Origin of the sequence: Halostella pelagica (assembly GCF_004762015.1) — an archaeon.
GTDB lineage: Archaea > Halobacteriota > Halobacteria > Halobacteriales > Natronoarchaeaceae > Halostella > Halostella pelagica.
In genome coordinates, this window is sequence record NZ_SJES01000009.1 from 69,243 (window position 1) to 93,032 (window position 23,790).

Sequence of the window (23,790 nt, forward strand, 5' to 3'; positions counted from 1 at the left end):
AGTGTCTGGCATTGACGTGGGGTCGTAACTCGCGGCAGTCGGCTAGCGAATCGTCCCACGCACTGCGCGCTCGTCGGAGAGAACTCGTAGAAGGGGTTCACGCGTGACTAGGCGCAGGGCGTGTACGAAGTGCCAATCAGCGTGACGCCCCGCCGAGAGCCACGACCGATCGCGAATCCGGTCGAGTCACCGAAACGCCCACAGTTGGCGAGCCGGCCGAACCCGTCCTCGTTTCCGCGCGGTGGCGCGGATCACTCGGAGACGGAGTTCGACCCGGAGCCCGTGGTCAATGTACCGCGGTGTTTAGGGCCCGAGCAGTAAAAATTGGTGGCTACTCCCCGGCCGAGCGGCTCTCGTCGAGTGAACGTGGCGGAATACCGAAAGAAAGCGCGACCCGTCCTACTCCAGCCGTTCCAGACGGGACAGCGGGAACGAGTACACCTTGAGCGACTCGGGCTTCGGTCCGTCCCTGTCGATCCGAACCGACTGCGGGTAGACGACGCCCGCGACGGGGTCGTCGTGGTCGTAGTTGCGGTTCGAGGGGTACTCCGCGACCGAGTAGACGGAGTTGTCGATAGCGACCTCGTCGGCGCGCGTCTCGGAGACGGTGACGACCGTCAGCAGGTCGCCCGTCTCGCGGTCACGGACGCGGTCGCCGGCCCTGACCGCGTGGTCGGGACAGAGGTGCGGTCCCGAGGTGTCGCGGGGGACGAACGTCGTCCCGTCACAGACCGCGCAGTTGGCGGTGACCTGTCCCGGCGGCGGGACGCGACCCTCGTTGATCTCGATAGCGACCCGGCGGAGATGCTTGCACCGCTCGCCGCGAATGCCGTGGTCAGGACAGGTACACCGCCCGGCGGGCAGGTTGACGTGGTACGTGTTGCCGCTCTCGGACGCGACCTCGTAGAGATCGGTGCCGAAGGCGGAGACTGACATCTGTTCGGTGCGCGCTCGAAGCGACCGCTCGTCGAGTTCCGTGTCCCTAGGAACGTCGAGCGTGGCTTTCGATGACGCGACTGTGTTTTCTGTTTGCGTCATGGGTGATGCGAGTCGGCGAAGCGCCGTGTTCCGGCGCGTTGCCGGACTCTGTACCGGTTCTTGGGGCTCGGCACGGGTAAGTCTTGCACGTACGTGGATCGATATGACAGATCGAGAGAGTTCGGGGCGGCGGACGTGGTGCAAAATCACAACCCTAAGGCCGACGCTCCTCGTAGGCAAACGCATGAACCCGCTCCACAGTTCGCCCACCTCCGGCGACCCGGCGCTGGTCACCATTATTGGTCTCGCCGGCGTCGCCTCCGCCCTCATCCTCGGTCTCGGTCTGGCGGCGCTCTTCCGGCGGCAGACGAAGCCCTACCTGCTTATCGTCCTCGCGCTGGGGACGCTCGTGGCCCGAACGTCCGTCGCGGCGCTGACGATGATGGGGATCCTTTCCGACGGGGTCCACCACCTCTCGGAACACGCACTCGACGTTGCCATGGCCGGTCTCGTCATCGCTGCGGTGTACGCGTCCCGGACGACAGCACCAGACGTTACCGAGGGGGACGTATGAGCGCCACTCGCACCCGTATCGAACAGCAGGTCGAATCCGATCCCGGCGTCCACTTCAACGAACTCGTCCGGTCGCTCGACCTCGCGTCGGGACAGGTCCAGTACCACATGGGCCGACTGCTGGACTCCGACCGACTCGTTCGGGAGAACCTGTACGGTCGTACACACTACTTCCCGCCGGATACCGACGAGTGGGAACGGGGAGCGCTAGCGATGTGTCGCCGCGAGACCGCGCGCGACTTGATAGCGATGCTGCTCGTGTACGGCCCGAAACGACCTGCCGACCTGACCGACGAACTCGGCGTCGCCCGGAGCACGCTAGAGTACCACCTGAACCATCTGACCGAACAGGATCTCGTCAGAAAAGAGCGCGACGACCGTGGGCGAGTGACGCTCGTCCTCGCGAGACCCGAGGCGACGGCCCGTCTTCTGGACGCCGTTGAGCCGTCGATTCCGGAGCGCCTCGTCGACAGGTTCACCCGCCTCGTCGACAATATGCTCGCCGAGTGAGCCGTCGGCCGATCGGATTCGACACGTGAACCAGAACGCGTTTTCTCGCCGAATACGGAGGGATTCGTATGGATCGACGCGACGTGTTGCGCGCCGGCGGGGGCCTCGGAGCCACCGCGCTGGCCGGTTGTCTCGGAAGCCTGTTAGAAACCGACTCCTCTGGAATACCGCCGGTGCTCGACGACCGGCCCGATGCGGTCTATCTGCCGACCCACCGTGAGGGCATGGCGATGGTCGGGAGCGCGGAGACGGGCGATTACAAGTTCGCACTGACGTACAGCTACCCCCACCGGTTCTGGACCGTGACCGGAGAGGATGTCGAGAAGCAGTCACTGCTCGATAAACACGACGCGCACGTCATGGCCGTCGTCTGGGACCCGGAAAGCCGAACCGTCCTCCCCGACACCGGACTGTCACTGGAGATCCGCGACGCCGACGGGGACCTCACCAGCGAAGAGGTGATCTATCCGATGATCTCCCAGACGATGGGCTTTCACTACGGCGCTAACTTCTCGCTCGACGGCGACGGCACCTACGACGTAAGCGTCAGCGTCGGCGGCACGAGTACCCGTCGTACCCGTGGGTTCGAGGGGAAGTTCGGCGACCCGGCCAGCGTGACGATCGAGTGGGAGTACAGCGAGGAGCGAACGGAGTCACTCGCGTTCGAGGAGTTCGACGACGCCGGCGCGCGGGAAGCACTCTCGCCGATGTCGATGTCGTTCCCGAACGCCGTCGCCCCGGACCCGCTTCCGGGCGAGCGCCTCGGCGAGGCCGAAAGCGGCGACGCCGTCTTCGTCGTTACCGCCCTCGATGCCGCCGATTTCGGCGGTGACGGAACGTATCTCGCTCTGTCCGCTCGAACCCGATACAACGAGATGCTGCTTCCGGAGATGGCGGTGTCGGGGACGCTCGAACGCGACGGTGAAACGGTGTTCGACGGCCCCTTCGAACGGGCACTCGACCCTGAACTTAACTACCACTACGGGGCCGCCGTAGACGGCGTCGAGTCGGGCGACGAGCTAACGATCCGGGTCGAAGTCCCGCCGCAGACCGCGCGACACGAGGGGTACGAAACCGCGTTCGTCACCTCGTCGGAGACGACGCTTTCTGTCGAGTGACCTTCGAAGCGCTTTTGGCCGCCGGGAGTATCGGCGGACGTATGGAACGACAGACGCTGGTCGAGATCGCCGTCTCCGTGGGGTCCGTCGGGGTCATGATCGGCGCGATGATGTTCGTCGGGACGACGTTCTCCGAGAACGGCGAACTGACGACCGAGGGTGGGAAGGTGTTCGTCGGCGTGATATTCCTGTTCATCCTGCTCATGTTCGGGGTCGGCTACGGCCTGGCGAAAGCCGATTTCGAATCCGACGCCGAGCAGGTCGAATCGGACAACGCAAACGGCGTGTGAACTAATCGCGCCAGTCGCTCGCGGCGTCGGCCGAATCGAGTCGCTTCTCGTAGTACTTCATCGGGTGCGGTATCGTCTCGCACAGTTCGTCGGTGTTCACGCAGTCCCCGTAAGCGACCATCGTCTCGCAACTCGGCGGCGGATACTCCGTCCCGCCGTCAGCGGTCGCGATCCGCTCCGTGCGGTAGGCGTCCGCGTCGCCGCTACAGAACTCAGCTATCTCCGTCTCGTCCATCCCGATAGCGGTCAGAAACGACGTGAGGACGAATCGGGAGTGTTCGGGCAGGTCCTTGCCGTCCCGAACTCGGTCTACCAGGTTCGTCATGCAGGGGGGAAACAGGTCCGGAACCACGGTGTCGATGTCGCCTGCCAGTTCCAGGTCGGCGAGCGACTCCTCCACGTCGTCGACCGCCGCTTCGAGTTCCGAGGCGATGGCCTCGGGAACTCTCAGCGGGAGGCCGGCGCTCACCCGGCGTTCGACCGCCTGACGCAGGAGGAGGTGAAGTTCCTCGCGGTCGACGGGAACGCCGCCGTCAGACAGCGCCCGAGTCGTGAGTTGCCACCGGTCGCCCGGTAGATCGCCCGAGAGCGAGAGATACTCGCCGACGTCGACCCGGAACCCGCCGTCGGCTTCGGTGATGGCGGCGGCCAGGTCGAACTCACGGAGGAGACGGTCGAGCGTCATCCGCTCGCCGCTGGCGCTCCGGAGTTCGTCGCCCTCGAAGTCGTCGGTGAATCGCAGGTAGGCGGTGACGGCTTCGGCGCGGGCATACTTTCGGGTCAGGACCGGGTCCTCGACGAGCGAGACGAGGACGCGCGCGATCGGATAGGAGAGCAGTTCGACCCGCGGCCTCCGGTGTGGGTCGCCGGTCGTCTCCCCGGAGAGGGCGGCCTCAACGCGGCCGACGGCGCGCGCGACGGCGGCGGGGTCATCGCGGGCCACGAGGTCGGCCAGATCGACCGCTGCCTCGTCGACCGCCTCCCGCGCGGCGTCGAGAAAAGGGTACCGAGCGTGGAACCGTTTCATCGCCGCTCAGTTCTTCGCGGGCACCGATAAATCACCCGGTAAGCGGTAAGCCGTTCTTACCTCTCAGAACGACTGAGTCACGCGTAGAGCGCGTCTACCCTGAAACCGTAACACCGCCTTACTAACGCCGACGTTCGGATACCGCGTGACAAGCGAGCAGAGGGTCGCTCCCCGTGCGACGAACCGTTTTCGCGTCGCGACAGGAGATCCGTCGCTACGGTACCCGGACCCGGACCCGGACACACAGACCGCGGAGTCGAGTCGCGATCAACCGGCGATCGGACGAACTAAGTCCGAGCGTTTCCCTACGAGCGTTCGTGGTACCGTATTTCGACTACCCCTGTCCCGACTGCCGGACGACGAACGACCTCCACGAGACGGACTGTCGGTTCGCCGGCACGTCGTGGGCGGAGATCGAGAAAGCCTACGTCGACATCGTCGCCGTCCTCTCGGCCGACCCCCGGCCGGAGGCCGCGGTCCGCGACGCCGTCGATGGTGACTGGGGATCGATTCACGCCGCTGCGCTGTCGCTGCTGCGCGACGAGTACCGCGTCTACGAGGTCGGCAGCGACGGGACGGAGGGAGACGACGCCGCCAACCGCGTCCGCGCCGAGGACGGCGACCTTGCGCTGACCAGTCCGGAACAGCGCCACGAACATCTGAGTCAACCGGACCGCGACCCGCTCCGGACTATCTACCGCGAAGGGTCCGTACCGGGCTGTCACGACAACGCCGTCTTCGCGATGATCGCGTACTACGAGATGGTCGGGTTCTCCTGGCGCGAGACGAAAGAGAAGGTCGTCGAGTGGCTTCACGAGAGCGGAACCTGGTCACGCGGGGGGTTCGAGGAAGCCTCGCCGGAGGAACTCGTCACCAGCAAGCGTCACGTCTACGAGGAGGGGTACGGCTGGAAGGAGAAAGCGACGGCCGCAAAGCGAGTTATCGACCGTCGAACGTAATCGGAGAAGACAGTCGAACGCAGTCGAGATCAGTCGCTCTGGATGCGCGGTGCCAGCATGAACGTGACGTGCCCGTTCCCCTCGGCGATGTCGAAGTGGAGTTTGACAGGGAACTCTTCGCCCAGTTCCATCGTCACTTCTGCGTCCTTGGCGATGGCTTTGTCCATGTCTTTCAGGTAGTCGAGACTGAACAGGGAGTGAGCCGGGCCGACCTGTAGGTCGATGAGGTCGCCCTGGTCGAGTTCGAGGTGGACGTCGTCGGTGTCTCCCTCGGCGTCGATGTAGAACAGTTCGTCCGCCTCGTCGACGCCGAGCGCGATGTGGTCCGACACCATGTCGGCGGCCGTGACAGCGCGGTCGATGTCGGCACCCTCGATAACTATCTCCGCGGGCAGGTCCAGGTCGGGAATGTCCGGTTCCTGGCGGATCGAGTCGGGGTCGATCAGCGCGAGCGTGTACTCGAGACCGTCGATCTGCGTGTGAAGCTTCCGGGTCTCCTCGTCGAGTTCCAGTTCGACGAGCTGGCCGGCGTCGGCCATTCCGGCGATGTCTTCCAGTCGCGAGAGATTGACGCCGATGAGGCCGCCGTCGGCCTCGTAGGATTCGAACGCGTCCGCCGAGAGCGAGAGGTCGACCATCCCAACGTTGGCCGGGTCGACGGCCCTGATTTCGATACCGTCCTCGTTCAAGTGGATCTTACACTCGTCCACCAGCACGCTCACGGAATCGAGCGCCGTCCGGAGCGTTTCCGCGCTCACTATCGCCTTGAACATTATTGCGTCGAGATTTGGCTCCCCGCTATAAAAAGGCACGCGTTCCGCGCGTCCGCGCGAGCGCCCACTCGTCGCATTGCCGTGGTGAGTTGCAGGACGGGAGGAGACCCCACGTCGTCTCGGGTCGCGATACGTCCGGCGCATCGGTCAGCTTTTCCGTCGTACCGCCGTATCTGCGACCAAGATGAGAGAATTTGCCGCTGTTCTATCGGTTCAGGGTCCCGGAGGGGTCCGGTAATGGTGTCCGGCCGCGACGAGTACTACAACAAAGCGAAACAGCAGGGGTACCGCAGCCGCGCCGCCTACAAGCTAAAGCAACTCGACCAGCTGGAGGGCCTGATCGGCCCGGGAAACACCGTCGTCGACCTCGGTGCTGCTCCCGGCGGATGGATGCAGGTCGCCGCGGAGATGGCCAGTAACGGCGGCACCGTGATCGGCGTCGACCGTCAGCGGATCGACCCGCTGGAGGACGACCACGGCGCTCACGTCGAGACGGTGCGCGGGGACATGACCGACGACGAGACGCGCGAGGAGGTCGTCGACATCGCCGGCTCCGCCGACGTCGTCATCTCCGACCTCGCACCGAACATGACCGGCGAGTACAGTCTCGACCACGCGCGCTCGGTTCACCTCGCCCGGCAGGCGTTCGAGACGGCACTGGAACTCCTCGATACCGGCGGAGATTTCGCCGTGAAAGTGTTCCAGGGCCCGGACCTGGACGACCTGCGCGAGGATATGGAAGCGGAGTTCGAGTACGTCCGTACGACCAGTCCCGACGCCTCACGCGACGAGTCCTCGGAGATGTACCTGATCGCGAAGGGCCGCCTGACCGCGCCAGTCCGCGTAGGCGACCGCCTGACCGTCGAAATCGTCGACGAAGGCAGCGAAGGCGACGGCGTGGCGAAAGTCGACGATTACACGCTGTTCGTGCGGAACTCCGACGAGGGCGAGGAAGTCGAGATCGAAGTGACGGACGTGAAGCCGCGCTTCGGCTTCGCGAAGCGAACCGACTGAACCCGGCCGCTTACTTCTCTGCTTCGGACTACCGCGAGATCCAGCAGTACGTCTGGACGCCGCCGAACAGCAGCGCGAGTACCCCGTTCTGGACGATAAGGACAGTCTGCTCCGGCGCTACCGTCCGCGTCACGAGCAGCAGGGCTGCGAACAGGGTACTCAACAGGAGATTGTACTTCGCGAGCGCCGTCCAGCACTCCTCGTCCAGTTCGATGAGGCCGTCCGAGCCCATGCCCGACCTACGACGGTCCCACGGAAATGTCCACGACCGTTGTCTACGACCGCTCCGAGTCCTCCAGGCGGCCGTGACGCTCGTCTATCTCGTCTAAGATATCGAGGTTCTTCCGTATCGACGCCCGAACGGCCTCGCTCCGGTTGACGTACTTGCCGTCCTCGCCGACGTGTCGGTCCAGATCCGTCAGCAGTTCCTGCGGGATCTCGACGCTTATCTTGGGCATAGCCGTGTAATATCGGAGGACGGTGTTAAAACCGGCCGGGTCGGAGCAGAACGCCGGTCAGAGCCGTCCGGGCAGCGTCAGCACGAAGAGGATCCCGAGACCGAGCAGATACGTCAGTGCGACCGGGATAGAGACGATCATCATCGTCAGGATGCCCGAGGGCGTCAACACGCCGGCCAGCGCGAAGATGAGGATCGTGACGATCCGCCAGCGCTCGTACATCGCCTCGAAGGAGATGAGACCGCCGACGTGGAACAGGATCTGCGTGACGAGGATGTTACCCAGGATGCCGATGCCCGCAGTCGTGAGGAAGATGAGCCAGAAGAAGTTCTTCAGGCGGTAGGAGATGACCATCCCGGCCTGGTGTGCGTCCGAGACGAGATACGAGATGATCGTCGGCGCGACGAAGAGGTAGCCGACCGCGCTCCCGCCGACGAGACCGGCGACGATGGCGAGGCCCCAGAAGCCGAACACGCGGCGGTCGCCGCTGACGATATCCCGTTCGGCTGCCGCCGGCCAGGCGTAGTAGGCGATCATCGGCAGGATGGCGATGCCGCCGAGGATGGTGCTTACCTTCACCTCGAAGATGAGCGCCTCGACGGGGTGCATCGCGATGACGGGGTCTTGCACCTCGCCGATCACTTCCGGCGGCATCTTCCGCAGGAAGTCCTCCCGGATCTGGCCGATACCGCCGCGGTAGAGCCAGAAGAAGGTGGTCGCGAGGACGGCCATGAACACCCCGACGATGCGGAACATCTTCGAGGTGAGGCTCTGGAGGACGAAGCTGATGTCGTAGTAGTAGCCGCCGATGTCCTCCTCGTCAGTGTCGTCCTCGGTGAACGCGTCGACGACGCCCGTGGTCGTGCTGGTGACGACGCCGGGGCCGTCGTCCTCCGCCGCAGCCGACTCGCCGCCGGGAGCGTCCGCCGGGTCGTTGGCCTCGGCCTGCATCGCCGTCACCTCGTCGTGGCGGTCGAGGAGCGCTTCGGCCTTCTCCGGTCGGTCGTCGTTCATCGCTTCGCGCGCGTTCCGGAGCGCATCGTCTTCGCCCCAGTCAGCGAACACCTCCGGCGGCGCGGCGCGGACGCCCTCGGCGTCCAGCGCATCGACGTCGATATCCTCCGGGTCCGGCGTGCCCGTGACGGTGTCGTACCGCGGCGCGACGGGCGCACGGAGTACCCGGACAGTGAAGACGAGTACCAGCAAGACGCCGACGAGGACGCCGATTTCCGCCGCAACGACTGCCTGGTCAAGCAACGCCTGCGGCGTCGACAGCGGCCGAGTCGTCACCTGTCCCGGACCGAACGGCAGCATCGGGAGGAGGGTGTCGTTGAGAACCGGAACGACGGTTCGCTCGACGACCGGCAGGAGTTCGCGGTTCGCGTAGGCCACGCCGCCGGTTCGAATCGCGCCGACCGTCCCGGCGAACGTGCCGAGGATGGCGGCGACGACCAGCGCGACGGTCCGACCCATCGACCCGCTCTCGACCGCGTCCGGCGCGGCACCTGCCCGCCGGACGTTCGTCACCACCTTGGCGAGGCCGAGGCTGATGACGTAGAGGATGACCAGCGGCGCGGCCCACATGATCTGGGTGAACGGGTCGGGAGGCGAAAACAGCGCGCCGAACCCGAAGATGCCGACGACGGCGTAGCGCCACTTGTCGCGGAACGTCTCGTAGGGGATGATCTCCGCGTACGAGAGGACGCTCATCGCGAGTGGGAGTTGCGCGGCGAGGCCGAACGAGGCGGTCAGCAGGAGGAGAAACTGCGTGTAGAGGACGATACCGTAACTGGGCTTGATCTCCGCGCGGACGGCGTTGACCGCGAGGAACTCGAACATGAACGGGAAGAAGACGGCGTAGGCGTACACGATGCCGCCCGCGAACAACAGGACCGAGAGGAGGATGAACCCGGCGACCCGCGCAGGAGTGACCGGAACGATGGAGTCGTATCCACGCTCTTTCAGCGCGTCTTTCGAGTAGTAAAGCAAGAACGGTATCGCGAGTAAAACGCCGACGAGCAGGCCTATCTTCACCTGCAAGAGGATCACGTCGAACGGGGTCCGAACGATGAAATTGACCCGGCCCTCGGCGACGGTGCCGGCGAGTTGGGACGTGGTGTTCGTCTGCAGGAAGTCCCAGATGAACGTCCGGAGCGCGTAGATGGTTCCGACGAGACCGACGACGAAGACCATGAACACCTTCTGAAGGTGTGACTGCGCGGACGAGAGCATCGCGCCGATGGTTTCCCGGCCGGAGTTGATGGCCTTCGCTGTATCTTCGTCGACGGCTGAACTCATTCGTCGTCGGAGGGTTACTAGCTCGGAGTTATCAATCTTCTTCTCTCGTCGGCGGCGTACTCGGTACAAAAAGGCCTATAAGATGCCGCCCGCCTATTCTCGGACGAATGCCGGAGGAGCCGGAGGACCCGGACGACGATTCTGGGCTGACCAAAAACGATCCCGACGACACGTGGGAGTCGCCTGACCTGCAGGAGGTCCCGGAGCACCAGGTCCCGACGGCCGACGACGCCCCCGACGACCCGTTCCCGCAACCGTCCGCCGAGACGGCAACGGGAGACAACGTCGACGCGCCGCCTGCGGGCACGCCGGGACACGGCGAGGCTCCCGAACCCGACGCCGACGAGGAGTGGACCGACCCGCCGGACGACGAGGAACTTCCTCTAGCGGTCCACATCGAAGAGATGATCCGCCGGCTAGCGGTCGTCCTGTTTCTCGCGGCCATCGTGACGAGCGCCGCCTTCCCCTTCGCTTCGGAGTTCATCACGACCATCTGGTACCATATCCACCCCGGAACCATAACGCAGTGTCCGGGTGCCGAGTCGTGTGCGCCGCCCCACGTCTACGGCCCGCTCGAACTGAAACTGGCGGAGTTGAAACTCGCCAGCCTCGCCGGCCTGATCCTCGCCCTGCCGGTGTTCGTCTACGAGACGTACCTGTTCATGCGGCCCGGCCTCTACCCGCAGGAGCGACGGTACTACCTCGCTGCGGTGCCGACCAGTCTCGTTCTCGCGGTGGTCGGCGTCGCCTTCGCGTACTTCCTCGTCCTCCCGGCGCTGTTTACGTACTTCCTCTATTACTCCCAGCAGACCGCCGACATCGCGTTCGCGCTTCAGGACACGTTCAATCTCATCCTCATGATGATGGGGATGCTTGCGGTCGTGTTCCAGATCCCGCTTTTCATCATGCTCGCGATCATGATGGGGATCACGACCCGGAAGTGGCTCGCGAACCGCCGCCTCTACTTCTGGGGCGCGTTCCTCGGGATCGCTTTCCTGTTCAGCCCGGACCCGACGGGGATGGCGCCTATCATCATCGCCGCGACGATGGTGATCCTGTTCGAGGGAACGCTTGCGATACTGCGCTGGGTCGGCCGCTGACGCGCGGTCGACAGACGCGTCTTCGAACACCGGACTCGGAGCGGTCAGGGTCGAGGGCGTGAACGGGCGGCCACCGACCGACCGGGTGTAATGTAGTTACGAGTCCCGCGACGGCACGTCCGTCCCGACTGCCTCGGTGGGGCGCGTCCGCTGGAGGGCGTAGGTCGCGGCACCCTCCAGCGTCGTTCCGCCACCGCCGTCGCCGCCGGGACCATCGTACGCACCGTCGAAGAGGTCGATGAACTCGCGGGCGATCCGTTCAGCGCAGTCGCGAGAAGCCACCGCCCGCACGTCGTAGGACTCCGAACTCTCGGTGTACGGAAACAGCGTCACGTCGAGGGCGTGCCCGCCGTCCGCGGTGTTTTCCGGCGGAGTGATCCGGATTCGAACGTCCTCGGAGCCGTGAACGTAATCCACGTACACGGTTGACCGCATCTCGTGCGTTCTGCGCTCCCAGTTCGTCGGGCTTTCGTCTCCATCCATCACGGATCCCTACCGTCCGTTACCTTACTTCCGTGAAGGTTCGGTCAATATTCGCGGTGGTTCGAGCGGTTTCTGTACGGGTACTTCAGAACAGGCCAATGCGTTCGGCGGATAATCAAACGTTTGTGTACCGTCAGAGGCGTCAAACTGTGATTCGGACGCAGCCGCAGCGACGAACGCGTCGAGCATGGGTCCGCGGCGATCCCGCGGACGAGTCCCGTAGTGAGTGCCACGAGTGCGTGTTCGAGCGGGCGGTCGGAACGGTTACTCCGCTCGCGGGTAGTCCGTGGCGAACACGTCGCCGCTGTCGGAGTCGTCCCCGGTGACGGCGTCGTCACCGCGGCCGTCGCCGTCGCCCTCTGCGAAGACGTTCTCGACGACCGGTTCATCGTCCTCGTCGGGACTGACGCTGCCGGTACGGTAGCCGTGCAGGTCGAGCGTGACGTGGTCGAAGCCGACGTCCGCGAGGTGGTCGCGGACCGCTTCCACGAAGTCGAGATCCAGCGCCGCGTCCAGTTCGTCGGGCGCGACCTCGATGCGTGCGAGACCGTCGTGGTCGCGGACGCGGAACTGGGAGAAGCCCCACTGACGGAGGATCGTCTCGGCTTTCTCCACGCGGGAGAGACGCTCCTCGGTCACTTCGAGGCCGGTCGGGATCCGCGAGGAAAGACACGCCATCGAGGGCTTGTCCGCGACCGAGAGGTCGAAGCGGTCGGCGATCTCCCGGACCTCCTCCTTGGTGATGCCGTGGGCAAGCAGCGGCGAGTACGCGTCGAGTTCGTCGACCGCCTGCAGGCCGGGGCGATGACCCTCTCCCGGGTCGCTGGCGTTCGTCCCGTCGCAGACGACCTCGATACCCAGCCGTTCGGCGGCGTCGAACATGCGCCCGAGCCGCATCGACCGACAGTGATAGCAGCGGTCGCCGTCGTTCTCGACGAACGCCGCGCTGTCGAGTTCGCTGAATTCGACTATCTCGTGGCGGATGCCTATTTCGTCGGCGACGCGCCGGGCGTCGTCGAGTTCGGCCGCCGGGAGCGTCTCGCTTTTCGCTGTGCAGGCGACAGCGTCGTCGCCGAGGGCGTCGCGGGCGAGGGCAGCGACGACGCCCGAATCCACGCCGCCGCTGAACGCGATCAACACGCCGTCGCGTTCCGCCAGGTCCTCGCGGACGGCCGTGATCTTCTCTTTGAAGGACATAGTTAGCGTTTGTATCCGGCGCGCAAAAGCCTTCTACATCGTCGACGACGAGCCGGACCGGGGCAGTGCTGCGGAAACCAGCGCGAACTGTCGTCTCCGGAAAAACGTGCCGGTAAATATCAGGGTAACGATGAAACAGTGGCTCGGGTTGATGACGGACCCTCAGAGATGGCACGTCAGGCCGTCAGTTCGTAGACTGGCCGAGTGAAAGGATGAGTTGCAACGACGACACAGATCATCGGAACGACAGTACGGAGACGAAGACGAACACGACACATCGACGCCGAAACGTCCTCAAGACGGTCGGAACGATGGCCGCGGCGCTCCCTGTTATCGGGACTACGGCGGCAGCAGCCGAGACGACCGTCGATATGGTCGCAGACCAGGGGTGCGATCCCAACGGCACCGAACCGTGCGACGAGAAGGTCCGTTCGGCGGCCGGCAGCGGAAAACTGCTACAGTTCCCGGCCGGGACGTACCGGTTCGAACGGGAGAACCCCCTCATGGGCGTCAACGATTTCGGGATCCGAGGCGAGGGGGACGTGACGTTTACCGTTCCGTCCGGGTTCGACGGCAAGATACTCACGATATCAGGCGGAGACAGCCTCACCGTCGAGAACGTCACCGTCGATCAGTCGGCCGACGGCGCGACGCCGGGCCTACAGTTCGGCGCGCGACGCGACCTCACTGTCAGCAACGTCGATTTCGCCGGACAGGGTATTCATCCCGATAGCGGCCCGCGCGGCAGCGGCGGGAACCCGCCGGTAACCAACGCGCTCTCGCTCGCAGTACTCGGAGACGGAGGTACCGGAACCATCACGAACGTTACGGCGAGAAACGGCGGCCTAATGGGCGCGTACAACCAAGGGAAGGGTCGCGCGGGAATCTGGGTCGGCGCACGCCACTCCGGAACCCTCACCCTTTCGAACTGTCGGATGTCGGGGTTCCCGAACAACGGCGTGTACGCGAGTCGAACGTCCGGGACCGTACAGATCGAGGGCGGCACCTACCGGAACAACGACATCTCCCAGGTTCGGATCGGGAGTAGCGGCAGTTACGTCGAGGGCGCGACGATCGAGGTCTCGCCGGCACAGAGCAACAGTCCGAACCCGCAGCAGGCGCTGAACCAGCGCGGCGTCTGGCTCGAAGGGGAACTCGACGCCGGCCGAGCCGTCCGGAACTGCAGTATCGACGTCGGATCCGCACCGCAGACGGCGGGAAAGATAGTCGAACAGTGAGGTAGGTCGTCACCCCCGTCGAGATGTCAGTGACGACGGGGCCAACCTCGTCGAGTATCGCTCCGACGACAGCCAGTCGGTGCGGACCCAGGGAGTTCCACCTGAAGCGGTGGGGTTTTCGAGTTAGTACGCCAACGTTTAACATAGTGCCGCGTTTCCGGTGGAACCCGACGCCGCCGGAGAGGTGGCGGATCGACCGGTCGTGTGACTTCTGCGGACATCTCCACCGGAAGCCGAGGGGTGCGCGCCGAACGCCGCCGGTCGTGTCGGCGGTTCCGGGCGGGGGATTTTTCCCCTCCCCCCCAAATTGGGGAGGTAGATGGAGTTCGAGGCGATCCCCGGAGTCGGCGAGAAGACCGCGACGGCGCTCGCCGAACTCGACGACGCCGAGCGAGCGCTGCAGGCCGGCGACGTGGCCACGCTTTCGGATGCACCGGGTATCAGCGAGGGCCGAGCGGCCCGCATCGCGCGGGCAGCGATCCGGATGGACCACGACGACCCCGGCGGGTTCCTCGCGACCGACAGGGCCGGAGAGGTGTACGACGAAGTGTTGAGCCTGCTCCGAGAGCGGACGGTAACGGAGTACGCCGAGAAGCGTCTGGAGACGTTCTACCCGAGCGCGTCGGCGTCGCGCATCGAGGAGGTCCGCGAGTTCGTCGCATCGGCGACCGACCGCGACCCGACGCCGGAACTCGTCGAGGCGCTGGACGGCGTGGAACCGCTGTCGAGTCCCGACGACCTCCGCGTTCGGGACCGGTGCGTCGCGACTAAAGACGCAGAGCGCTACAGCGAGGCGCGCGACGCGTTGCCGGAACTGAGCGTCGAGGTCGTCGAGGACGCCCGCGACCTGGCGGAACTCGCCCGCGGGTACGCCACCGTCGTCGCGCTCGACGAAGAGTTCGCCGGCGTCGACGTGGACGGCGACGTTCGCGTCGCACCGTCGGCGCTGGAGAACCCCGCCGACGTCGTACCCGAACGCGTGCTGGCGTTTTTCGCGGCGAACCGCGACCGCCTGCGGGCCGCCGTCGACGTTCACCGCGCGGCGGGTATGGACGCCCCCTGCGACCTCGACACCCTGGAAAACGCCCTCGTCCGCATCGACGAGGACGGAACCGTCGTCGGCGACGACGAACTCGACCGCCTGACGGCCGCCGTCGACGACCTGGACGCCGCCGTCGGCACCGCCGAGAGCGTGGCCAACGACCGCCTCCGGGAGTCGATCCGCGAGCGAGACGTGACCGTCGAAGGGGCCGACCTCCTCTCGCTGGTCGAACAGGGTGCGGGCGTCGATTCCCTGCTCTCGCGGGAACTGGCAGACGAGTACGCCGCGGCGGCCGACGCCGCTCGCGACCACGTGATCGACGCGCTGGACCTGGACGCCGGTGAGGCCGAGATGATAAAGCGGGCGTTCTCCGACGAACCCACGTTTCCGGTCGAGCGGAACGAGGAGGCCATCTCCCGCCTCCGCGACGACCTCGCCGCGGCGAAGGAACGACGCGCCACGGCGCTGAAACGCGAGTTAGCGAGCGACCTCGCGGACCTGCGCGACCCGGCCGCGGCGCTCGTGCGGACGGCGCTGGAACTCGACGTGGAACTGGCCGTCGCGCGCTTCGCAGCGGACTTCGACTGCACGATGCCCGAGTTCGGCGGCGGACTCGCCGGATCGGACGGGACGGAATCCCGCGGCGGGTTCGAGATAGAACGCGGGCGCTCGCCGCTGCTCGACGTCCCACACGAAGTGGTCGATCCGGTTGACTACGGCGTCGACGGGGTCGCCCTGCTCTCCGGCGTCAACAGCGGCGGGAAAACGTCAACGCTCGATATGGTAGCGACGGTGGTCGTCCTGGCGCACATGGGCCTACCGGTCCCCGCCGAGTACGCGCGGGTCGAACGCGTCGAGGAACTCCACTACCACGCCAAGACGCAGGGAACGCTGGATGCGGGCGCGTTCGAGTCCACCGTGCGGGAGTTCGCCGACCTCGCGACCGGCGGCGAGGGGTCGCTGGTGCTCGTCGACGAACTGGAGAGCATCACCGAACCCGGCGCGAGCGCGAAGATAATCGCCGGCATCCTCGAAGCCCTCCACGAGAACGGTGCCGCGGGCGTTTTCGTCTCGCACCTCGCCGGCGAGATCCGCGACGCCGCCGACTTCGACGTGACTATCGACGGCATCGAGGCGAAGGGCCTGAAAGATGGCGAACTGCAGGTGAACCGCTCGCCGGTCAAAGACCACCTCGCTCGGTCGACGCCGGAACTCATCGTCGAGAAGTTAGCGACGGACGCGGACGGCAACGGGGGTGCGAGTGCCGCCGACCACGCGGCGGCGTTCTACGACGGACTGTTGGAGAAGTTCGAGTCCTGACCGTCGCGGCGGAAAGCGACGCTGGGACGGGCGACTAATACTGTCTGACGAGGCCGGTGAAAACTGTCGATACCCCGGAGTGTCGAATCTCGTCGCGTCGGTCCGTCCGACAGTATGAGCGAGAGAGTAACTCTCGGTCCGAGGTCCGTGTTCCGACGAGCGAAAGCGTCCTACCGGCCAACAGCGAGCGATTTGGTCCCCTCTGTTCAAAACCCGTGCCAGCGGTGTGCGTCGTCGTCTTCTTCGTCCTCTTCCGATTCGTCGGTTATTTCCTCGACCGGCTGTCCGCCGTGTTCCTCGCTGTAGACGGCCAACTTCTCGACGTGTTCCCCGATCGCTTCCATCGTCTGGTCGTCCTGAAGTTCGAACGATGTGGTGAGGTCGTCCGGTACGTCGCTCGACGTGAAGAACTCGTCCGATTGGACGTACTCCGCGACCGCTCGGAGGTCTTCGGCCGGCAGTTCGTGGAAACGTTCGACGAGGAACTCCGGGATATTGTCGGAAGGCTCCAGATCCATACGAACTCCGTGCGGTTTATCAGTATTTTAACTTTTGGGCGGAGTCCGTCGCGAGAGCAACGCGGGAAAACGGGATCGCGACGGCTGACCGGAGAGCGGCCAAACCCTTACGTCGTCGTCGGTCGTCCCCTCGAAGGGGGGAACACGTGCCGTACAACTACGACTGTCCGGAGGCGAACTGCGAGTACAGCGCGCGGGACAACGACATGGAGAGCGTCGTCGAAGACGCCCAGCAACACCGTCAGGACAAACACGACGAAGCGGGGAAACGCGCCGAAGTCGAAGAGCGGATCATAGGGCCCTAAACCGCAGGGACACCCGCCGCCGTGACGTGTCAGAACCTGATAGCTCGACTGTGGGGGTCAGGTGGGCAAAACGCCCGAAAGCGAAGAGTCTGACACCTGTCTGCCGAAAGACTAAGTGTCTACGGGAGCGTGGTGAAAGTAATGGCGGACGACCCCGACGAGGGGATGTTGTCCTGGGACGAATCGGTGTTCCAGAACGAACACGTCTTCGAGATAGATTACGTTCCGGAGGCGTTCAGACACCGCGAAAGCCAGGTCGACAGCCTCAAACACTGTCTTCGACCGGCGGTCCGCGGGTCCAGACCCCTGAATGCGATGGTTCGTGGACCACCCGGGACTGGCAAGACCACGGCGATCCAGAAGATGTTCGGCGAGCTATCCGGCAAGCCGAGCGTCCGGACGACGCGTGTGAACTGCCAGGTCAACGCCACCCGCTACTCGGTGTTCTCGCAGCTGTTCGAGACGATGTTCGACTACGAACCGCCCTCCAGCGGCATCTCGTTCAAGAAACTGTTCGGTCAGATCACGGAGAAGTTAGTCGAGGAGGACGAGGTGCTGGTGGTCGCGCTCGACGACGTGAACTACCTGTTCTACGAAAGCGAGGCCTCGGACACGCTGTACTCGCTGTTGCGGGCCCACGAGGAACACACCGGCGCACGGATCGGAGTCATCGTCATCTCGTCGGACCCCGACCTCGACCTGATCGACGAACTCGACGGGCGCGTCCAGAGCGTCTTCCGCCCGGAGGAGATCTACTTCCCCGTCTACGGCCAGCAGGAGATCGTCGACATCCTGAACGAGCGCGTCAGGCGCGGCTTCCACGACGACGTGATCGCGGACTCCGTCACCGAAAGGGTGGCCGAACTCACCGCCGAGAGCGGCGACCTCCGGGTCGGTATCGACCTCCTGCGACGGGCGGGGCTGAACGCTGAGATGCGCGCGAGCAAGACCGTCACCGTCGAGGACGTCGAGAGCGCGTACGAGAAGTCGAAGTTCGTCCACCTCTCGCGGAGCCTGGAGAACCTGAGCGACAGCGAGCGAACGCTGGTTCGCGTCATCGCCGAACACGAGGGCGAACAGGCCGGCGACGTGTACGAGGCGTTCCACGACGAGACGGACCTGGGATACACCCGCTACTCGGAGATAATCAACAAACTCGACAACCTCGGCCTGGTCCAGACGGAGTACACGGACGTCGAGGGGCGCGGGCGGTCGCGGTCGCTAACGCTGGCATACGACCCCGACGCCGTCCTCGAACGGCTCTGATCAGCCGTAGCCTAGCTTTCCTGCCGCCCGAAGACGCCGGCGATACCGCGAGAGAGTACCGTGGCGACACCGTCGAAGTAGCCGGTTCCCCAGAGCGCGACCGCCACCGCGCCGAGACCGTTGAACACGAGGTCGAGTACGATGTCGCTCATGCCGTACTGGGCGAGCACCGCCTGCCCGCCGACGAGACTGGCCAGACCACCCGAGGCGAACTCCGCTATCTCCCAGACGACGCCGAACGCCACGACGAACAGGACGATGAAGAGGAACCGAAACTTCGGCGGGAAGTCGACGGCGTCGGACGACTCGTCTAACGCCTGCACGAGAGCGTAGCCCACGCCGGCGACCAGAGTCGCGGAGAGGGTGTGTGTCACCTGGTCGTACCAGCCGACCCACTTGTACGGGCCCAGCGCACCGATCGAGTGGAGAAACGCCGCGGTGGCGATCCACAGCGCGAGACCGCCGCTCATGGTGTGGTCGTAGCGCCAGGCAACGAACTCCGGCGTGAGCGTCACCAGGAGCGGCAAGACAGCGTTGACCACGAGTCCGAAGTTGAGTGTCGCGACCGCGTACCCGGCGATGCCGAGTAACAGGAGCTGTAGCCCGCGAACAGCGAGCCACAGCGAGGAGTCGGTCAGGCCGACCGCGTCGCGGAGGTTCATCCGAACTCCTCCCGACCGTCGCGCGTGACGGTCGCTGCCGGGCTGAACCGGCGGAAGTACAGTTCGAAGACGACGCCGGCGACCACGCCGACGGTGGCCGCGGTAACCAGGTCCCACATCATGTCCGGGATGTCGGCGAAGAAGTTGGTGCCGAGGTACAGGTCGGAGAAATACCGCGCAACGGTCCAGCCGCCGGCGACGGCGAGCGTCGTGATGACGACGAACGCGACGGCGAACCGGGCGGTCATCTCGATCTCAGTGAACACGTCGAGTTCGACCGCGATCAGAAGCGCGAGCGCGGCGACGGCCACGTACCCGGCGATCTGCGTGTAGAGTCCGTACGACCGAACGACGGCAGGCAGCGCCGCGAGGCCGACGAGTTCCGGTGGCGGCATCGTCGTCGCGGACCGCCGGACGACCGCGGGGATGAGAGCAACGGCCGCAACGACGGCTGCGAACCCGCCCCACAGCGGTTCGCCCGTGACGAAGCTCTCGACGGTCGCGAACAAGAGGAAGGCGACGGACAGCCACGAGAGCGCAGCGTTCGTTCGCTCGTCCGACAGGATGGATTGCGACATGTCCGACGTACGGTCGCCGGCGGCAAAAGCGTCGGACGTCAGAACTCCTCGACGGCCGGCCGGAGGTCGAGTTCCAGCGTCCATGCGGTGCGGTCTTGCTCGACGAGATGCCAGTACGACTCCGCGATAGCGTCCGGGTCGAGAAAGGAGTCCTCGGAGCGGCCGTCGGCTTGCTCTCTCGCGTCCGGCGTCAGGATCTGCCCGTCGATTACCGCGTGGGCTACGTGGACCCCCTTCGGGCCGAGTTCACGAGCCATGGACTCGGCCAGGCCGCGGACCGCGAACTTCGCGCTGCTGAACCCGGCAGCGCCGCCGCGGCCGCGGACGGCGGAGGTAGCGCCCGTGAAGATGACCGTCCCGCCGTTGCCCTCGACCATGTCCGACACCGCTCGCTTCGAACAGAGGAACGCGCCATATGCACAGGTACGCCACGCGTCCTCGAACTCCTCGGCCGACGACTCGCGGAGGCCGCTCCACCCGCCGCCGCCGGCGTGGTTGACCAGCACGTCGACGGGACCGAACGTCTCGCGAACGCGCTCGAACGCGCTCTCGACCTGCGACTCGTCGGTGATGTCTGTCGGGACGGCGGCGGCGTCCCCCGCCGTCTCTGCGTGCAGTTCGCCGGCCAGTTCACCCAGGTACTCGTCGGAACGGGCGAACAGGCCGACGTTACAGCCCTCGCTGGCGAACTTCCTGGCGATCGATTCGCCGAGACCGGGACCGACGCCCGCTACGACCGCAGTTCGTGCCATGCGGTAGCATAGTCGTCGGGCGACAAAACGTTCGGGCCGAACGGACGGTCGCCACGGCAGTTACACGCGGTCCGTTCGGTCAGTGTGTCTCCGTCGTCTCGGAACCGTCCGGTTCTGACGAGACGGCAGTCTCCCGGTCGTCCCCGGCGACGCTGTCCGCGACCAGAGCCGACGCCTCCTCGAAGACGGCGTCGGCGCGGTCGGGATCGCGCGCCTCGGCGGTGATCCGCACGAGCGGTTGCGTCCCGCTGGCGCGGACGAGGAACCAGCCGTCGCCGAGGTCCACGCGAACGCCGTCGACAGTCTGGATCTCCTCGTACTCCCCGAGAACAGCCTCGCGGACGCGGTCCATGGCGGCGACCTTCTCGCCGGTTTCGATGCTGTCGCGGCGGATGGGGTAGGTGTCGATATCGTCTACGAGCGCGGCGAGCGATCCGGTTTCGCTCGTGAGTTCGACGAGTTTGCAGGCCGCGAGCGGGCCGTCCGGACAGAGCGTCTCCTCGGGCCAGATCCACGCCCCGCTCTCCTCGCCGCCGAACGCCACGTCCGGCGCGGTCGCCGCTTCCGCGACGAACACGTCGCCGACTCGCGTCCGGGTGAGCGACGCGCCGACCTCGGCGAGGGCGTCGTCGACCGCGAGGCTTGTGTTTAGCGGCGCGGCGACGCGGTCGCCCTCGCCCGCGGCCTCGCGGCCGAACAGCGCCAGCAATACGTCGCCCGAGACGAACTCGCCGTCGGACGTGACGGCTTTCATCCTGTCTGCGTCCCCGTCGTGCGCGATGCCCAGGTCGGCGTCTGTCCGCTCGACCAGGGCGCGAAGCGACGCGCAGTTCTCGGCAGTGGGTTCGCTCGGTCGACCCGGGAACGACCCGTCCTCCTGCGCGTTCAGCGTCTCCACGTCGCAGCCGAGTCGGGACAGCGCCGCGACGGTGACACCGCCCATCCCGTTGCCCACGTCCACGGCGACGCTCGGCGGGTCGTCGACGGTCACCGACGCCGCGAGCGCCTCGACGTGGCGGTCGAATGCGCCGTCCCACCGGCGCTGGGTCCCCAAGGCGTCCCACTCGCGCAGGTCGTGGTCGTCCGCCAGGATCCGCTCTTTCATCGTCTCGCGCCGGCTCTCGTCGAACGCCTGCCCGCTCGGAGACCAGAGCTTGATCCCGTTGTCCGGCGCGGGGTTGTGCGACGCAGTCACGGCGACGCCGGCGTCCGCGTCCTGCCACGCGACCGCGCGGCCGACCGTGGGGGTCGCCGCCCGCCCCAGGTCGACGACGTCGGTGCCGCACTCCCGGAGCCCGGCGGTCAGTGCGTCGGCGAGGAACGCGCCGCTCTCTCGGGGGTCCCGGCCGACGATGACGCGGTCGGCCTCGACGGCGAGCGCCCGACCGACGGAGAGCGCGAGGTCCGCCGTCACGTCCTCTCCGACTTTCCCGCGGATACCGCTCGTTCCGAACATACCAGTGAGGACAATGGCGGGTGGGAAAAGCGATGCGGGATCCGAAATCACAAACAGTTCCGGTGCGAGCAGTACCTGTTCTACAGACGGGCAGTACTCAACGGGGTTCGCCGGCTACTCCCAGGGGTGTTCGCCCGTTTCGCTCGGCCAGAGCGGATACCAGTACTCCTTGTCGCTCTCCACGCCGAGTTCGCCGTCGAGCACGCTCTCGAGTTTGAACTCGACGCTGGAGTCGCGTTCGTTGCCCGGCCGCGGGGCGAACGGGTAGTACGCGCCGCGGCGGAAGGAGTAGATCCAGTAGGCCGGGTTGCGGTCGGCGGTTCCACCGCCTCCCCGTCGATGGCTCGCAGAGCCATCGCTCTTCTCGAACCCGAAGACGGCCGCGAGCAGGCGCGACCCGTAGTCGCGTTCGATGAACGTGTCCGCGGCGAAATGCATGCTGGTCACCAGGTCCTCGTAATCGTCCTCGTCGCGCAGGACGACCCAGCGGTAGCCGTGGCCGTCCTCGTGGAGTTCCGCCTCGGTGCCGGTTTCCTCCTGCCCGCGTTCGAGAATGGCGACGACCTCGTCGACCGTATCGGCGAAGTCCGTGCTGTCGACGCCGGCGAAACACAGGGCAGCCTCGTCGACGGTGTCGTAGCCCAGTTCCGCCTGCATGGTCAGGTAGGCGGTGCTCATGCCGAACAGGTCCTCGGGGTCAGCGTCCCGCGTCGCGTCCGACTCTGCGCGGGTGCCGAGCAGTTCGCGCAACCCGTCGAGCAGTCCCATGGTTCAACCGTCGGACCGCTCGGGCCTTATACTGACGGTTGGGAGTGCGATTGCACCCGCTACTAGCATCCCGATGGCGGAGAGCCGTCAGTACCCTTCCATCTCCCGTTCGAGGTCGCGCAGGCGCTCGACGCGTTTCTCCGTCGGCGGGTGCGTGCTGAACAGGCGGGAGATCATGCCTTTCGAGATCGGGATGATGAAGAAGGCGTTCATCTCCGCCTCGTCGCGCATGTCCTGTTTCGGGATGTTGTCCATCTCGCCCGATATCTTCAGCAGGGCGTTCGCGAGCGCCGACGGCCGGCCCGTGATGCTCGCACCGCCGCGGTCCGCGGCGTACTCGCGGTAGCGCGACAGCGCACGGATGAGTACGTAGCTGATTATCCACACCAGCAACGAGACGCCGATGGCGACGATGATGCCGCCACCGCCCCCGTCGCGGCGACGGCCGCCGCCAAAGAACGCGCCCCAGCGGACGACGACGAACGCGACCGTCGAGAGGAAGGAGGCGAGCGTCATCACCATCATGTCGCGGTTCTTGACGTGGGCGAGTTCGTGGGCGAGAACGCCTTCTAGTTCGTCTTGGTTCAGCGTCCGCATGAGACCGGTCGTCACGCAGACGGCCGCATTGCGTTGAGACCGACCCGTGGCGAAGGCGTTCGGAACCTTGTCGTCCGCCACCGCGACCTTCGGCTTGGGGAGGTCGGCCTGCTGCGAGAGCCGGGACATCGCGGCGTGAAGTTCTGGATACTCCTCCTCCGACACCTCCTTTGCGCCCATGCTCCACAGCGTCAGCGTGTCGCTGAAGAAGTACTGTACGAGCGAGAACCCGCCGAAGATCAGTCCCATCATCAGGATGCCGCCGCCGATGTACTGGACGATCACCGCGGCGAAGACGATGTACAGTGCGAACAGCAGGAACATCGTCACGAACATCCGCAGGCGAAGCCCCCAGTCCGTTTTCCACTGCATGGGTCTTCGTACGGGACCTGACGCCTAATACTGTCGGCTGTAATCCCTTGAAGAATATCGGACCCTCTCGGTCCGATTATCTTTACGAAGGTACAGCCGACAGTATAAAGCGTCGCGTTACAGCGATGCGAGGAACCG

26 protein-coding genes are annotated in these 23,790 nt (G+C 65.6%); 11 read left to right on the forward strand and 15 right to left on the reverse strand.

Translation table 11 applies throughout. The features are described 5' to 3' along the window. Positions 1–399: 399 nt before the first annotated feature. Positions 400–1,038, reverse strand: a complete 639-nt coding sequence (locus tag EYW42_RS17430; RefSeq protein WP_135536731.1) for an SWIM zinc finger family protein — start codon at positions 1,036–1,038, stop codon at positions 400–402. Between the two features lie 184 nt (positions 1,039–1,222). On the opposite strand from EYW42_RS17430, the gene EYW42_RS17435 reads away from it, so the two are divergent. From EYW42_RS17435 to EYW42_RS17450, 4 genes are all read left to right on the forward strand, one after another. Then, a complete protein-coding gene (locus EYW42_RS17435) occupies positions 1,223–1,552 on the forward strand; it encodes a DUF7471 family protein (protein ID WP_135536732.1) in 330 nt (109 codons plus the stop codon). Further along, positions 1,549–2,061, forward strand: coding sequence for a winged helix-turn-helix transcriptional regulator (locus EYW42_RS17440; RefSeq protein ID WP_135536733.1), 513 nt, complete (start codon positions 1,549–1,551; stop codon positions 2,059–2,061). The genes EYW42_RS17435 and EYW42_RS17440 overlap by 4 nt, the downstream gene beginning before the upstream one ends. Positions 2,062–2,129: 68 nt before the next feature. Then, positions 2,130–3,179 (forward strand): iron transporter, encoded by a 1,050-nt coding sequence (locus tag EYW42_RS17445; RefSeq protein ID WP_135536734.1) that lies wholly within the window; start codon positions 2,130–2,132, stop codon positions 3,177–3,179. Between the two features lie 41 nt (positions 3,180–3,220). Next, positions 3,221–3,469 carry a DUF7472 family protein gene (locus EYW42_RS17450; RefSeq protein WP_135536735.1) on the forward strand — a complete coding sequence of 83 codons (249 nt, stop codon included), beginning with the start codon at positions 3,221–3,223 and terminating at the stop codon, positions 3,467–3,469. A gap of 1 nt (position 3,470) precedes the next feature. Here EYW42_RS17450 and EYW42_RS17455 read toward each other — a convergent pair whose 3' ends face one another. Further along, positions 3,471–4,496 (reverse strand): DNA primase large subunit PriL, encoded by a 1,026-nt coding sequence (locus EYW42_RS17455; protein ID WP_135536736.1) that lies wholly within the window; start codon positions 4,494–4,496, stop codon positions 3,471–3,473. 317 nt (positions 4,497–4,813) lie between these two features. Between EYW42_RS17455 and EYW42_RS17460 the strand changes: the two genes are divergently transcribed. Next, positions 4,814–5,455 carry a DUF7474 family protein gene (locus EYW42_RS17460; protein ID WP_135536737.1) on the forward strand — a complete coding sequence of 214 codons (642 nt, stop codon included), beginning with the start codon at positions 4,814–4,816 and terminating at the stop codon, positions 5,453–5,455. 29 nt (positions 5,456–5,484) lie between these two features. On the opposite strand, the gene EYW42_RS17465 is transcribed toward EYW42_RS17460, so the two are convergent. Then, a complete protein-coding gene (locus tag EYW42_RS17465) occupies positions 5,485–6,228 on the reverse strand; it encodes a DNA polymerase sliding clamp (RefSeq protein ID WP_135536738.1) in 744 nt (247 codons plus the stop codon). Between the two features lie 237 nt (positions 6,229–6,465). Here EYW42_RS17465 and EYW42_RS17470 point away from each other — a divergent pair, with 237 nt between their 5' ends. After that, positions 6,466–7,242, forward strand: a complete 777-nt coding sequence (locus tag EYW42_RS17470; protein ID WP_375137136.1) for an RlmE family RNA methyltransferase — start codon at positions 6,466–6,468, stop codon at positions 7,240–7,242. A gap of 28 nt (positions 7,243–7,270) precedes the next feature. On the opposite strand, the gene EYW42_RS17475 is transcribed toward EYW42_RS17470, so the two are convergent. Genes EYW42_RS17475 through EYW42_RS17485 form a run of 3 tightly spaced genes read right to left on the reverse strand, consistent with a single transcriptional unit; the run spans position 7,271 to position 9,998 of the window. Then, positions 7,271–7,474: a hypothetical protein gene (locus EYW42_RS17475; protein WP_135536739.1), complete on the reverse strand. Its 204-nt coding sequence runs from the start codon at positions 7,472–7,474 to the stop codon at positions 7,271–7,273. 43 nt (positions 7,475–7,517) lie between these two features. Then, positions 7,518–7,700 carry a ribbon-helix-helix domain-containing protein gene (locus tag EYW42_RS17480; RefSeq protein ID WP_135536740.1) on the reverse strand — a complete coding sequence of 61 codons (183 nt, stop codon included), beginning with the start codon at positions 7,698–7,700 and terminating at the stop codon, positions 7,518–7,520. Positions 7,701–7,757: 57 nt separating this feature from the next. Next, positions 7,758–9,998 (reverse strand): twin-arginine translocase subunit TatC, encoded by a 2,241-nt coding sequence (locus EYW42_RS17485; RefSeq protein ID WP_135536741.1) that lies wholly within the window; start codon positions 9,996–9,998, stop codon positions 7,758–7,760. A 107-nt stretch (positions 9,999–10,105) separates the two neighbouring features. Between EYW42_RS17485 and tatC the strand changes: the two genes are divergently transcribed. After that, complete coding sequence (tatC, locus tag EYW42_RS17490) at positions 10,106–11,098, forward strand: twin-arginine translocase subunit TatC (protein ID WP_135536742.1); 993 nt, start codon at positions 10,106–10,108, stop codon at positions 11,096–11,098. A 96-nt stretch (positions 11,099–11,194) separates the two neighbouring features. Here the strand turns inward: tatC and EYW42_RS17495 are convergent, their stop codons facing one another. Together EYW42_RS17495 and larE are read right to left on the reverse strand one after the other, a co-directional pair. Then, a complete protein-coding gene (locus tag EYW42_RS17495; protein ID WP_135536743.1) occupies positions 11,195–11,581 on the reverse strand; it encodes a hypothetical protein in 387 nt (128 codons plus the stop codon). 264 nt (positions 11,582–11,845) lie between these two features. Then, positions 11,846–12,778, reverse strand: a complete 933-nt coding sequence (larE, locus tag EYW42_RS17500) for an ATP-dependent sacrificial sulfur transferase LarE (RefSeq protein WP_135536744.1) — start codon at positions 12,776–12,778, stop codon at positions 11,846–11,848. A gap of 212 nt (positions 12,779–12,990) precedes the next feature. Here larE and EYW42_RS17505 point away from each other — a divergent pair, with 212 nt between their 5' ends. Together EYW42_RS17505 and EYW42_RS17510 are read left to right on the forward strand one after the other, a co-directional pair. After that, positions 12,991–14,016, forward strand: a complete 1,026-nt coding sequence (locus EYW42_RS17505; protein WP_135536745.1) for a hypothetical protein — start codon at positions 12,991–12,993, stop codon at positions 14,014–14,016. Between the two features lie 319 nt (positions 14,017–14,335). Further along, positions 14,336–16,378 (forward strand): MutS-related protein, encoded by a 2,043-nt coding sequence (locus EYW42_RS17510; RefSeq protein WP_135536746.1) that lies wholly within the window; start codon positions 14,336–14,338, stop codon positions 16,376–16,378. Between the two features lie 206 nt (positions 16,379–16,584). On the opposite strand, the gene EYW42_RS17515 is transcribed toward EYW42_RS17510, so the two are convergent. After that, on the reverse strand, positions 16,585–16,896 hold the full coding sequence (locus EYW42_RS17515; protein ID WP_135536747.1) for a hypothetical protein: 312 nt from the start codon (positions 16,894–16,896) through the stop codon (positions 16,585–16,587). 146 nt (positions 16,897–17,042) lie between these two features. On the opposite strand from EYW42_RS17515, the gene EYW42_RS19580 reads away from it, so the two are divergent. After that, a complete protein-coding gene (locus tag EYW42_RS19580; RefSeq protein ID WP_161972977.1) occupies positions 17,043–17,201 on the forward strand; it encodes a hypothetical protein in 159 nt (52 codons plus the stop codon). A 141-nt stretch (positions 17,202–17,342) separates the two neighbouring features. After that, on the forward strand, positions 17,343–18,467 hold the full coding sequence (locus tag EYW42_RS17520; RefSeq protein WP_135536748.1) for an ORC1-type DNA replication protein: 1,125 nt from the start codon (positions 17,343–17,345) through the stop codon (positions 18,465–18,467). 11 nt (positions 18,468–18,478) lie between these two features. Here the strand turns inward: EYW42_RS17520 and EYW42_RS17525 are convergent, their stop codons facing one another. The 6 genes from EYW42_RS17525 to htpX all read right to left on the reverse strand — a co-directional run bounded on the left by EYW42_RS17525 (position 18,479) and on the right by htpX (position 23,652). Then, on the reverse strand, positions 18,479–19,129 hold the full coding sequence (locus EYW42_RS17525; RefSeq protein ID WP_135536749.1) for a hypothetical protein: 651 nt from the start codon (positions 19,127–19,129) through the stop codon (positions 18,479–18,481). Beyond that, a complete protein-coding gene (locus tag EYW42_RS17530) occupies positions 19,126–19,707 on the reverse strand; it encodes a hypothetical protein (protein ID WP_135536750.1) in 582 nt (193 codons plus the stop codon). Before EYW42_RS17530 ends, EYW42_RS17525 begins: the two co-directional genes overlap by 4 nt. 38 nt (positions 19,708–19,745) lie before the next feature. Then, on the reverse strand, positions 19,746–20,459 hold the full coding sequence (locus EYW42_RS17535) for an SDR family NAD(P)-dependent oxidoreductase (protein ID WP_135536751.1): 714 nt from the start codon (positions 20,457–20,459) through the stop codon (positions 19,746–19,748). A gap of 79 nt (positions 20,460–20,538) precedes the next feature. Beyond that, positions 20,539–21,915, reverse strand: a complete 1,377-nt coding sequence (gene glmM, locus EYW42_RS17540) for a phosphoglucosamine mutase (RefSeq protein ID WP_135536752.1) — start codon at positions 21,913–21,915, stop codon at positions 20,539–20,541. 114 nt (positions 21,916–22,029) lie between these two features. Then, complete coding sequence (gene pspAB, locus EYW42_RS17545) at positions 22,030–22,683, reverse strand: PspA-associated protein PspAB (protein WP_135536753.1); 654 nt, start codon at positions 22,681–22,683, stop codon at positions 22,030–22,032. A gap of 87 nt (positions 22,684–22,770) precedes the next feature. After that, positions 22,771–23,652 carry a zinc metalloprotease HtpX gene (htpX, locus tag EYW42_RS17550; RefSeq protein WP_135536754.1) on the reverse strand — a complete coding sequence of 294 codons (882 nt, stop codon included), beginning with the start codon at positions 23,650–23,652 and terminating at the stop codon, positions 22,771–22,773. Between the last annotated feature and the right edge of the window lie 138 nt (positions 23,653–23,790).

Excerpts from the sequence above, each read along its gene's own strand:
- EYW42_RS17430 (WP_135536731.1), bottom strand. The coding sequence starts at position 1,038 with ATGACGCAAACAGAAAACACAGTCGCGTCATCGAAAGCCACGCTCGAC.
- EYW42_RS17435 (WP_135536732.1), top strand. The coding sequence starts at position 1,223 with ATGAACCCGCTCCACAGTTCGCCCACCTCCGGCGACCCGGCGCTGGTC.
- EYW42_RS17440 (WP_135536733.1), top strand. The coding sequence starts at position 1,549 with ATGAGCGCCACTCGCACCCGTATCGAACAGCAGGTCGAATCCGATCCC.
- EYW42_RS17445 (WP_135536734.1), top strand. The coding sequence starts at position 2,130 with ATGGATCGACGCGACGTGTTGCGCGCCGGCGGGGGCCTCGGAGCCACC.
- EYW42_RS17450 (WP_135536735.1), top strand. The coding sequence starts at position 3,221 with ATGGAACGACAGACGCTGGTCGAGATCGCCGTCTCCGTGGGGTCCGTC.
- EYW42_RS17455 (WP_135536736.1), bottom strand. The coding sequence starts at position 4,496 with ATGAAACGGTTCCACGCTCGGTACCCTTTTCTCGACGCCGCGCGGGAG.
- EYW42_RS17465 (WP_135536738.1), bottom strand. The coding sequence starts at position 6,228 with ATGTTCAAGGCGATAGTGAGCGCGGAAACGCTCCGGACGGCGCTCGAT.
- EYW42_RS17470 (WP_375137136.1), top strand. The coding sequence starts at position 6,466 with ATGGTGTCCGGCCGCGACGAGTACTACAACAAAGCGAAACAGCAGGGG.
- EYW42_RS17475 (WP_135536739.1), bottom strand. The coding sequence starts at position 7,474 with ATGGGCTCGGACGGCCTCATCGAACTGGACGAGGAGTGCTGGACGGCG.
- EYW42_RS17480 (WP_135536740.1), bottom strand. The coding sequence starts at position 7,700 with ATGCCCAAGATAAGCGTCGAGATCCCGCAGGAACTGCTGACGGATCTG.
- EYW42_RS17485 (WP_135536741.1), bottom strand. The coding sequence starts at position 9,998 with ATGAGTTCAGCCGTCGACGAAGATACAGCGAAGGCCATCAACTCCGGC.
- tatC (WP_135536742.1), top strand. The coding sequence starts at position 10,106 with ATGCCGGAGGAGCCGGAGGACCCGGACGACGATTCTGGGCTGACCAAA.
- EYW42_RS17495 (WP_135536743.1), bottom strand. The coding sequence starts at position 11,581 with ATGGATGGAGACGAAAGCCCGACGAACTGGGAGCGCAGAACGCACGAG.
- larE (WP_135536744.1), bottom strand. The coding sequence starts at position 12,778 with ATGTCCTTCAAAGAGAAGATCACGGCCGTCCGCGAGGACCTGGCGGAA.
- EYW42_RS17505 (WP_135536745.1), top strand. The coding sequence starts at position 12,991 with ATGAGTTGCAACGACGACACAGATCATCGGAACGACAGTACGGAGACG.
- EYW42_RS17510 (WP_135536746.1), top strand. The coding sequence starts at position 14,336 with ATGGAGTTCGAGGCGATCCCCGGAGTCGGCGAGAAGACCGCGACGGCG.
- EYW42_RS17515 (WP_135536747.1), bottom strand. The coding sequence starts at position 16,896 with ATGGATCTGGAGCCTTCCGACAATATCCCGGAGTTCCTCGTCGAACGT.
- EYW42_RS17520 (WP_135536748.1), top strand. The coding sequence starts at position 17,343 with ATGGCGGACGACCCCGACGAGGGGATGTTGTCCTGGGACGAATCGGTG.
- EYW42_RS17525 (WP_135536749.1), bottom strand. The coding sequence starts at position 19,129 with ATGAACCTCCGCGACGCGGTCGGCCTGACCGACTCCTCGCTGTGGCTC.
- EYW42_RS17530 (WP_135536750.1), bottom strand. The coding sequence starts at position 19,707 with ATGTCGCAATCCATCCTGTCGGACGAGCGAACGAACGCTGCGCTCTCG.
- EYW42_RS17535 (WP_135536751.1), bottom strand. The coding sequence starts at position 20,459 with ATGGCACGAACTGCGGTCGTAGCGGGCGTCGGTCCCGGTCTCGGCGAA.
- glmM (WP_135536752.1), bottom strand. The coding sequence starts at position 21,915 with ATGTTCGGAACGAGCGGTATCCGCGGGAAAGTCGGAGAGGACGTGACG.
- pspAB (WP_135536753.1), bottom strand. The coding sequence starts at position 22,683 with ATGGGACTGCTCGACGGGTTGCGCGAACTGCTCGGCACCCGCGCAGAG.
- htpX (WP_135536754.1), bottom strand. The coding sequence starts at position 23,652 with ATGCAGTGGAAAACGGACTGGGGGCTTCGCCTGCGGATGTTCGTGACG.